The sequence below is a fragment of the Paenibacillus sp. J31R109 genome (assembly GCF_059692055.1).
Map to the genome: position 1 here is coordinate 444,538 of NZ_JCAUAR010000005.1, position 11,133 is coordinate 455,670.

An 11,133-nucleotide genomic window follows, 5' to 3' on the forward strand; every position below is an offset into this window, starting at 1 on the left:
TTACTCAAGCTCTTCATCAGCATCCGTCACGCTTGCTTCACTCTTATCCTTGTGGCTATTGAAAACTTTAATCTTGATGTCCGCTTGCTTGCCACGATAGGTAGCTGTAATGGTTGCAGATCCAGGTTTTACAGCTGTGATCGTACCGTCAGCCGCAATGGATGCAACTTTATCGTGCGAGGAACGGTAGGTGACATCTTGCGTAAGATAGCTTTCTACGCCATCGGAATAAGTTACTTTGAGTGGTGCCTGGTACGTTTCATCTTTGACAAGGCTGTGTTTGTTTTCGCCAAAACTAAGTTTTGTCACGGCTACGACAGTTACTGTGGACTTAGCGGTTTTGCCCTCAAACGTAGCCGTGATTTCAGCTGTACCTGCTTTCAAGGCGGTTACGATGCCATCAGCTGAAACAGAGGCTACCGATGGATTACTAGATGTGTAAGAAGCCCCAGCTACAACGGCTTTAGTTTGATCTGAGTAGACAGCGGTCGTAACCGATGCATGTTTGTCGCCAGCAACAAGTCGATAGGCTGCTGAATCAAGCTCGATACCTGTGAGGATGGGAGCTGTCCGTGTGACGTTAATCGTTTTTTCATTCGTTTTGCGACCGTCAACATAAACGGAGATTTGTACGGCATTGTTACCTATGACAAGCGGGACAGTGCCAACAAATTCGCCATTACTTGCGACTGTTGCAGGTACACCATTCAAAAGAACGCGTGCTGTCCCCGGTCCAACGACGTCAACTTCGCCTTTCATCTCCAAATTAGGAAGTGCTGTACTCGTATTCGCATCATCCAGATACCCCTGAAGCACAGCCGAGCGTACATCATCACCGACTTTGTAAGTTCTAGCGACTAACTGTCTTCTCGTTCTTACGCCAGAAGCATCCAGTGCAGAGATGACAAAACCGCCTTGCGGGATCACGCTGTTATTCGGTGACATCGTGCCCCAACTCCAGTTAAGGGCTTGCTGTTGGTTTACGACCTTCGTGACTTTACCTGAACTATCAACAACAGCTTCGACACCGAACGTGCTCGTTGCCGTTGTTTGACCGAATTCGTTTGAATAAATGTTAAGATTATTCTCGTTTCGACTCACATTAAATAGATCCGCTTCAAGGAAAGACTCAGGGCTGCCTGGGATGCTTGAGCCGATTTGATAATCCTTTACATATGGCACATCATGAAGTGATGCCTTCACTACGGACCAGTTGACTTGTGAAAGATCAAAGAGCATAAGTCCGTTCGATTGCGATAGGCCAGCTTGGAACACCGAACGCTGCAGTGGAGGATCCTGGATGTTCGCCAGAGCGATACTCGCGTACATGGGAACTTCACCGTTTGTTACGATATTGCCCAAGGTAATATGATGTTCGATTTCTTTTTGGGTCGTTTGATACGTACCAATCATAAGGAAATCGATGTTACCTGCATAGCCAGTCTGTGCATACGAATCTGTATAAAGGCTATCGTCCGGTAATTGCAAACGGCGGTCATATTTGAAATTCGGGCTGCCCCAGTGGACGCCGTTCAAGTAGTAGGACTCGAACCAGGAACCCACATAAGCAGAGGAATAGACTTTATGACCTTTCAAAGCGGTGTAACGATCCGTGAGTAAACGGACCTCATCCGTAAATGTCTTGATCGTTTGTGAGCGAAACTCCCACCAGTCATTGATGAGCGGCCCCGCTTGGCGTACGTTGTTCACATAGCTAAACACATCCGCAGGCCAATTCGTTAACGATTTGCCCCGTGCAGCGAGGAACGTTTCAAACTTAGCTCGTGTCAACGGGCTAAAGTCGGCTGTCTCATTGTCATAACGGGTGCGATCGAGAACAACGCCATCTACATCATAGTTCTTGATTACTTCTTCCATGTTCTTTAACTCAAACGCTCGGACATCATCATTGGCTGGGTTTACAAAAGCAACGAGAGATTTGCCCGATGTGTAGTATTTGCTTTCACGCAGCCGCAAAATTTGACCGTTATCCTCAGGGCGATACACTTGCTCTTCCCAATCCAGATGCTGGTTCAACAGTGCATACTCGTTGTGCGCAGGCGAACCTTCCGCAAACACGTTGAAGGCTGCGTGGATTTTAATCCCCAGCTGATGCCCGTACTTGATAAACTCCTCCAGCATATCCAGATTCGGATTCGCACCCGCACGCGTCGGTGCGGTCATCTGTGAGATATGCGGACGCCCAGTCAAATCATTCTTCTTATAGTTGGCGAAGCCTTCGACGCCTTTGACATCAAGCGCAACGGCTGTTACGCCAGCATCCTTCGCTTTGGTTAGCATATCGCGAATGTTTTCAGGAGTTTGCAGCTTGAAAATATTCGTACCTTGGTCGACCCAGAGGACGACTTCCTTAGCCGTGCTCGTTTGTTTCTTATAAAACGCGACTAACGTTTTACGATCGTTTTCTACGCCGTTCTTGGAGGCGACGACATCTAAATAATTAACCCCCTCAGTAAGGTTAATTTCACCTTGGAAGGTGCCATTAGTCTGTAAAGTAACTGTTTGTTGGTTAATGCGGAGCCCATAAGTGACGCCGGATTCTACGTTTTCAAGCTTGCCGGAAACCGTCGTTTTCGGTGTGGTTACTGTAAACCAATCGTCATTATCCAATTTAAGACGTGCTTGTGGTCCTTGGCCAGTCATGAGCGCAGTGACGGGAACCACTTCACCATTTTTGCGCAGCTTAATGAGGTCGCCTACCTTGAAGTTTTTGGCGAGATACTGTTTAAAAGTTTTATTCGCCCAACTGTCATCGTTGGCTACGAGGATGTAGCCGCCTTGCGGGATCACAAGTGTTGTAGGTCCTGTCCAAACGGGCACAGCTCCGTTGATGGAAGGGTTAACAACCCGTGTCACGTGATTCGTCGCATCGACGACAACACCGACAGAAGTAGTGCCAACGGTAATGGATGTTGCAAATTCCGTCGTGTACAAAGCCACATAATCGGTGATTCGACTCATATCGGTGTCAACGGCGTTAATTTGCTTACGCGGACCTTCAATATCAATGGTGATATCGACAGGCGCAGCTTCAACTTCAATAAAATCGGTAGGACTGATTGCCGCAGATGCGGTTATGGACCAAGAAGAAGCGAGTAATGTAATCAATAAGGTCATGATTAGCCATTTCGATTGTTTCACTGGTTTCACGTTCCTTCCCTAGAAGCGGATTTCTTCACCTTTTTCACTAGATTCATAGACACCGCAAAGTATTTTCATCATCTCGACTCCGTCTTGTACAGGCGAGAGGGTTTCCTTTTTACCTTGACACACTTCAATAAAGTAATTGATTTCATCCTGAAAACCGGCAACAAAATCGAAACTTAAGTTATTGATCTGCGGTGTGAGGTTCAAGATCGTATCGTACTTCTCCGTAATGATGGATAGCTGCGGCTCCAACTCGGCTCCGCCTTTTTCCCCGTACAGCTTCACTGTCAATTCATCTTCCTTGGCATGAAGCGTAAAGCTGACATCAACGAGAATGGAGGCACCGTTCTCAAAGCGAATTAAGGCATTCGCCAAGTCTTCGACCGTATTATGCGTAGGGTCATAATCAGCTGCTTTGTAAAAAGCAAGATTTTTCACGTTGGCACGGTTGCCAAGTTTCTTGTACGTATTGCCGGAGATGGACTTCACTTTAGGTCGACCCATCAAATACCAACAAAGGTCAATGACATGCACCCCAACATCAATCAATGGGCCGCCGCCAGAACGTTCAATATCGGAAAACCAGCCACCTGGATTGCCGAGACGACGAATACAAGAAGCTTTTGCATAGTAAATTTCGCCGAGCTCATTGTTATCGAGGAACGATTTGATGATGCGGGTATTCGAAGCGTATCGGCGCACGAAGCCGACCTGAAGCGTTTTACCTGTACGTCGAACAGCATCCTCTACAGCAAGCGCCTCGTTTACAGAGGTACAGAGCGGCTTTTCGGTGAGTACGTTTTTACCAGCCTCTAAGGCAGCTATGGAGATTTGAGCATGACTATTGTTCCACGTACAGATGCTAATCGCATCTACAGCCTCATTGGCGAGCAGCTCCTTATAGTCTGTATAAATGTGAGGAATTCCGTATTTCTCAGCTTTTGCTTTTGCGCGCTCCTCATTCAAATCACAAATCGCATAAAGCTCTGCATCCGGATTATTGTGATAGGATTTCAAATGCATTTCAGAAATGGAGCCTGCGCCAATAACGCCAATACGTATTTTACTCATCTACGAACACCTCTTCATTAGAATAGTCAAGCTTATACGGGACGAAGCGTGGGCCAAGACAGCTCGATGCCGTAGCTTTCAAGCTTACGTTGGAAAATGTGAAGCTCAGATTCCGTATTACGTACCTCACGGGGGATTATTCCGCGATCGATGCAGTGACTTGCTAGAAATCCAGCGGCTTCGCCAATGTTCCATTCGACAGGATGTAGACGATAGCAGCCGTTCGTAATGTGGGTAACGCCTAGATTCTTACATGCTGGAAGTAAATTGTTCATACGAATGGGAATCAAGCTGCCCAGTGGAATCTGGAACGGTAAGGAAGAAATATCTATATAATGACGATTGCCCGTGCTCGGATGCAGGTCTATGCGATAACAGCCGATACCTACGGAATCGGGGAAAATCTCCGCTTTCCCATCAGGCCGGCAAGCAGTGCTCACATGCTGCTCCAAGACGGTGAATTCCGCTTTAATTCTGCGCGACTCACGTATGTAGGGATACATAGCCATTCCGTCCTCGGTCCCGACGATATCTTTGCGCAGTCGAAGACCGGGGTAGCCTTGCCCACCGTCAGGCCGTGGCGCTTCTGTTTGAAGCCAATAGAGCAGTGATAGACTTAGTTGTTTGGCATCCCAGAGGCTTCGCTCTCTGTCCTCTTCGTTGACATCAATAATCGAACCCAGCCAGTAGTCATTCTGCGGCCAGTTGACGAGCGTGATGTCGCCAGGATAAAAGCCATCCTGAAAATTTTTGCTATCAATGATGCGTCGGTAGAAAAATAGGGAGTACTTTTCTGTACCTTCAAATAGTTCATAAGAAACAGGCTCCAGCGTTTGAGGGCGAACACCGGACCAGCTGAGCAAACGATCAGGCCAGAATTCCGCTTTGTATTCCTTCCAGAAATCGTAGCGCTCAGGACGTGCAATAGTGTGATCTTCATCTTCGATATAATCCATGGCGAAGCAGTAAGTAAAGCCCTGCATGTCCTGTGGCAATGCTTCGCCATCTACCGCATGGGGCTCGCCAGTCTCGCTTTTGGACTCCGCTCCTGTCACATATTCCGCGCCAGCTAGCGGGAGCACATCGCCACACTCTGTGGCGTCAAGGAAGTAGGCAGCGGTTAACAACACGGGATCGCCACTCATCAAATTGCGAACCGTGATAGAGCGGACATCATCGCCCTCGACATAGACGGATTCGATGCGATGGCGAGTTAGAATTTGCAGCCTCCCGCTATTTACGTAGGGAGCGAGCATATCCTGCAACACGGCTAAAGCAGCACGCGGCTCGTGACATAGGCGTGAAACGCCGCCATTGCCGGGATTAAGCAGCGTTCGTGTACGTGCCTCTGCAGTAAGCGGGAAATGGCGGCGATAATAGTCACGCACCCCTTCCCGAAACTGCCGATAGGTGCGTGTGCAGCCAAATTGTTCGATCCACGGATGTTCATCTGGCGGAACAGCCTGACTCGTTAATTGGCCGCCAATCCAGTCCGTTTCCTCGGTCATGATGACTTGTTTCCCTGACTTGGCAGCAGCGAGAGCAGCTGTGCAGCCGCCGGTACCACCGCCGATTACGACGATATCAGCATGGTATTCATGCTTAATAGGTGTGTTGTTTGTGGTCACCAATGCAGATAGTCCCTCCTTTTCCAATTCGCCTGTAAGCTTCACAGGTTATCCCTATTGTATTACAGCTGGTAAAACGCCACAGCGGAGGACCATGACTTCTTTTGGTACTTTAATAACCCATTGGCTATGAAAAAAAAGGGATTGCCTCCTAGAAGGCGAAGTTTCATAACAAGCAAGTAGAGGAATAGACGGTAAGCGTAGGTAGAGGAGGATATGCAAGAATGGCGAATCATCAACGACCAAGTAACCCCTTACAATTGGATTTGAATATGCGGATTCAACAATTGGCGGACGATACGTACCAGTGGTTTTCACCCCTCGAGCAGCCATTTCACGTAGCAGGTTTTGGCTGGCTGAACGAAGAGAGGCTGTATCGAAGGTTGCCAACACACCCAGCTTGGCAACTCCCGGAAGCAGTAGATAGCTTGGCTAACTGCACGGCTGGCGGGCAAATTCGCTTCACGACGAATGCAACTTCGTTAGCTATCCAAGTGAAACTGGCTGGGGCTGCGAATATGTACCATATGCCAGCAACAGGACAGTGCGGTTTCGACTGCTACATAGGCCCTCCTGGGGAACAGTTTTATTACAGCACAACCCTGTATGATGCCAAACTTACGGAATTCGAGAGTGTATTGTTTACGGATATGGAGCGAGAATATCGAAGCATTACGTTAAATTTTCCATTATATCAAGGCGTAGTAGAAGTATGGGTCGGTGTAGACCCAGCTGCTCAAATCACGCCTCCTATTGCCTACGATAACAAGGAGAAAATCATTTTTTATGGTACATCGATCACACAGGGAGGCTGTGCTTCACGACCTGGCATGGCGTATACCAATATTTTATCAAGACGTATGAATCGAGAATTCCTGAATTTAGGTTTCTCAGGGAATGGCAAAGGAGAGCCAGAGCTAGCGCATCTTTTAGCAGAAATACCAGACCCAGCGTGTCTCGTGTTGGACTATGAGGCCAATTGCGTTTCGTCAGAAAGACTGCAACAGACATTGCCTGAATTTATTCGTATTTACCGCAACCAACATGCGCTGACGCCAATACTTGTGATCTCAAGCATCTCATACGCAAAAGAACGTTTTCAAACCAACTTACGGCAGGAGAAAGAGAAGCGCAAACAAGTCCAGATGCAGACAGTTGAAGGGCTGCGAGAAAATGGTGACGCTAATATTTATTATTACGAGGGCTCACAATTGCTTGGTGAAAATGCTCACGAATGTACAGTCGATGGTGTTCATCCGACAGATCTCGGGTTTATGCGAATGGCGGATGGACTGACACCGTTACTGAAGAAGATACTCTCTTCTTGATTGCTTGTTTGGCTAAGTCTGAAGGGGTGATGGTTCGATGAAAAGATTGCAAACAACCTTGCTGGTCATTCTCTTAGGTTGTTTAACAGCTGGCTGTGGCATTCCTAATTTGGATATGAATGAAGAAAATAGCGTGGAAACCACTAACGAACCCACGATACGAATCGTGGCGAATAGCCTAGGTATGAACTTTCCAGAAAACATGGATGAGAATCATAATCCGTATCTTAGCTATATCGAAAAGAATAATGGCGTTCAGGTCAATGTCACGCTTCCTCCACTGAATGGTTATGATGAAAAGTTAAACGTTATCATGGCATCCGGCGAGCCGCCTGATTTGTTGAATACCAGTGATCCATCGTGGTTTATTCATTTTGTTAATCAAAAGGCGCTTACCCCATTAAATGATTACATTGATAAATATGGGGCTAATTTAAAAGCCAAAATCCCAAAAGAAGCTTGGGATAATGTCACAGTGAATGGCAAGATCTATGCGATACCAAGCTTGAACGAAGTAAAGGGAACCGAAATCATGTATGCCCGCAAAGACTGGCTCGATAAGCTCGGTCTACAGCCACCGAAGACGATTGAAGAATATACGACGGTGATGAGGGCTTTTGCTCAAAGAGACCCAGATGGTAATGGGAAAAATGATACCTATGGCGTATCGATTCTAGAGCGTCTTCGTAGAACGTCGCCTTTTCTTGGCGCCTTTGGCGTACAAATGAAAGCGTGGTACAAACGGGACGGAAAGCTGGTATACTCAGGTATTCTTCCAGAAATGAAAGAGGCGCTGATGTATCTTCGTGGCTTGTACGACGAGGGTATACTAGATCCGGAATTCCCGCTGAATAAAATTGACGTCCTAGGTGAAAAGATTGTAAATGGACGAGTCGGCCTATTCTCGGCAGCTTGGTCAGATACGCGCGCCCATATTGCAGCCAATCGTAAAAAAGATCCGAATGCCGTGTGGATTCCGCTAGAATTTCCGGTCGGTCCTGGCGGGAAGCATGGCGTATACAGCACCTCCATCGTCCGATCCTACAATGTGGTTCCTATCAAAAGTGAGAAGCCAGAAGCGGTCGTTAAATTTTTGGATTTCGTCGCTGGCCCAGGTCAAACCAGCCTCAAGCTAGGTTTTGAGAACGAAGTTTGGAACCGAGTGAACGGGAAATTATCTATTCGTTTTGATGAACACGCGAAGCAAGGTTATCGTGGCATTTATGGCGCATTAGCGGATATGGCAGATCCGATCGTAACAAAAGATCGACTGGAGGCACTAGGTGAGCAGTTTCATTTATACGACAACATACAGCGAATTGAGAACAATTTAATGGAAGATCAGTTCAATGGACCGCCAACACCAGCTATGGGTAAGCACCAAGTTAAGCTGTCTAAGCTGCAAGAGGAGACATTTACACGAATCATTGCGGGATTGAGTCCGATAGAAGAATTTGATGCGTTTGTGAAAAAGTGGAAGGAATCCGGCGGTGATGAAATTACCGGGGAAGTAAACGAGTGGTGGCGCGAAACCACCAAATAAGGAGTGTGAATCCGGCAATCTGTCGGAGTGTAATCGGTCATGAATGGAGGTTGCCGAAATGACCAAAGAAATACTTCCCAAAATTCGCAAATTGCTTGCCGGTTACATCCAAGTTCGGTTAACTTGGTATTTTTTACTTATTCTACTTCCGTTAGCAGGGTTCAGTCTGTTTGCCATTGCCAAATCGCAGTCGATCGTAGAGGTGCAGACAGGAGAGCGGACACAAGGCGCGCTGCATACCATGACGGATTATATTGATCTGACCTTGCAAAATATCGAGCAGTTGTCCTCTTTGATCGCTTTCGATACGAATGTCAATGCCACGCTGCAGTCTGTCGGTCAAGAACCCGAGAAACAGTCATTCGTTCATTTTGCTCAAGTGATGGATCAGATCACAAGTATGACGACGGTTAATCTTATCATTGACCAAATTACAATTATCCATATGCCGTCACGCACCGTCATTTCCACGAAATTCGGTGGAGGCAAACTTCCAGGCGGAGCAGAGAATCAGGAATGGTATCGGAATTTAATGGAAGCGAATGGGGGGACGATTTTCTTTACTCCGCAGCAAGGTGAGTCGTATTTTGATAGCGATAGTGTGCATCTAATTCGGACAATGGACCCTTATAATCGTACGTTGATGAATCCGAACTTGCTCATCCTTTCGGTAAAAAAGAGTGCGCTAATCGAGCTCGCAAAACCGCTTCTGCCTTCGAAAAATGCGAATATCTATTTATTTGATAATGACGGAAGAGCGATAACCGGCACGGGCGGAAGTGTGAATCCCCAGGTGTGGGGCAAAGTGGATAAAGTAAGAACGATTCGTAAATCACCACAGACCGGTACGGAGATGGTAACGATCAACGTGAAGTCGAAACTATCCGGTTGGACGCTGATGATGGAGCAGCCTTTATGGGAAATTCGGAGTCATACCGACTCGTTAAAAATTTTCTCTTATGGCATTCTAGTTGTCAGTTTGGTACTTGCCATCTGGACATCTTGGATCATTTATCGAGGTATTTCCGCGCCACTGCGGAAGCTGGCCTATGGGATGAAGCAGCTCCGGACCGGTAATTTCACCATTCAGCTGGAAGATACACGGATCGATGAATTGGGCTATGTGATCGAATCCTTTAATCGGATGGCGGAGAATCAGAAAACGCTGATTCGAGATCACTACGAGAAACAATTGTTATTGTCCAAGATGGAATTGAAATTTCTGCAGTCACAAATCAATCCTCATTTCCTCTACAACACGCTGGATTCCATTTATTGGACAGCTAAAAACTATGAGGCGGATGAAATCAGCGAAATGGTGTTGAATCTGTCGAAATTTTTCCGACTAAGCCTTAACAAGGGAAATGAGACATTTCCGGTGAAAGAAACGATCGAGCATTTGAAATACTACATTAAAGTGCAACAGTTGCGATTCCTTGATCATTTCACGGTTCGCTTCGAGATTGCTGAGGAAAGTGCGCACTATCATGTGCTGAAGCTTTTACTGCAGCCTTTGGTGGAAAATGCGGTTCTGCATGGTTTGGAGAAACAGAGTGGGGGCGGTGAACTCGCCATCTCCTCCTATCTGGATGGAAGCTATCTCGTTCTTGAAGTGTGCGACAACGGAGTAGGCGTCAGTCCAGATCGACTTACCTATATTTGTGCCAAATTGGAGGAGGCCTCTAAGCAAGCTGTCGAAGGCATATCTACGGATTTGAAAAAGGAGAAGGATCTATTTGGTCTGCGTAACGTCGTTGCCCGAATGAAAATGTACTATGGCAATGAATCACAGTTTCTCATCGAGAGTGGTTCTCACATGGGAACCCGAATCACGCTACGCCTTCCGCTAGCTATGTGCGAATCCTCCTTAGAGGAGCGGGCAGGGTAACAGAGCATACAACTGATAGAGACCTCCGGAAGCAGACGAGCTCCGGAGGTTTTTCTATATAGTGACAATTCCGCCTTAGTAAGCCGGCCGGCGTAGTCGCTTAATTGTTCACCATTTATCTCCTCACTATCCCTTTGGCTCAGAAGAGCATTTGTGGAGGGTTAGTTAGGGAAGTGTATCCTGAGGGAAGGGGATAGTGGAAGTGGAGTGAGAGTAATTAATGTATATCACGTTAGTCAGTGTTCAGAAATTTATCTCCTCACTATCCCTTTGGCTCAGAAGAGCAGTCGTGGAGGGTTAGTTAGGGAAGTGAATCCTGAGTGAAGGGGATAGTGGAAGTGGAGTGAGAGTAATTGATGTATATCACGTTAGTCGGTGTTCTGAAATTTATCTCCACACTATCCCTTTGGCTCAGAAGAGCAGTCGTGGAGGGTTAGTTAGGGAAGTGAATCCTGAGTGAAGGGGATAGTGGAAGTGGAGTGAGAGTAATTGATGTATATCACGTTA

General features: G+C 46.9%; 6 protein-coding genes. 3 read left to right on the forward strand and 3 right to left on the reverse strand.

The window, feature by feature from the left end; genetic code table 11:
• The 3 genes from AC58QT_RS16910 to AC58QT_RS16920 are packed head-to-tail and all read right to left on the reverse strand — an operon-like array spanning position 1 to position 5,846.
• Positions 1–3,171, reverse strand: a complete 3,171-nt coding sequence (locus AC58QT_RS16910; protein ID WP_497410025.1) for an Ig-like domain-containing protein — start codon at positions 3,169–3,171, stop codon at positions 1–3.
• A gap of 9 nt (positions 3,172–3,180) precedes the next feature.
• Complete coding sequence (locus AC58QT_RS16915) at positions 3,181–4,239, reverse strand: Gfo/Idh/MocA family protein (RefSeq protein WP_497410026.1); 1,059 nt, start codon at positions 4,237–4,239, stop codon at positions 3,181–3,183.
• Between the two features lie 32 nt (positions 4,240–4,271).
• Complete coding sequence (locus AC58QT_RS16920) at positions 4,272–5,846, reverse strand: FAD-dependent oxidoreductase (RefSeq protein ID WP_497410048.1); 1,575 nt, start codon at positions 5,844–5,846, stop codon at positions 4,272–4,274.
• A gap of 245 nt (positions 5,847–6,091) precedes the next feature.
• Between AC58QT_RS16920 and AC58QT_RS16925 the strand changes: the two genes are divergently transcribed.
• Genes AC58QT_RS16925 through AC58QT_RS16935 form a run of 3 tightly spaced genes read left to right on the forward strand, consistent with a single transcriptional unit; the run spans position 6,092 to position 10,626 of the window.
• Positions 6,092–7,195, forward strand: a complete 1,104-nt coding sequence (locus AC58QT_RS16925; protein ID WP_497410027.1) for an SGNH/GDSL hydrolase family protein — start codon at positions 6,092–6,094, stop codon at positions 7,193–7,195.
• 37 nt (positions 7,196–7,232) lie between these two features.
• Positions 7,233–8,738, forward strand: a complete 1,506-nt coding sequence (locus AC58QT_RS16930; protein ID WP_497410028.1) for an extracellular solute-binding protein — start codon at positions 7,233–7,235, stop codon at positions 8,736–8,738.
• A gap of 58 nt (positions 8,739–8,796) precedes the next feature.
• Entirely contained in the window at positions 8,797–10,626 is a 1,830-nt protein-coding gene (locus AC58QT_RS16935) for a cache domain-containing sensor histidine kinase (RefSeq protein WP_497410029.1), read from the forward strand.
• Positions 10,627–11,133: the final 507 nt, after the last annotated feature.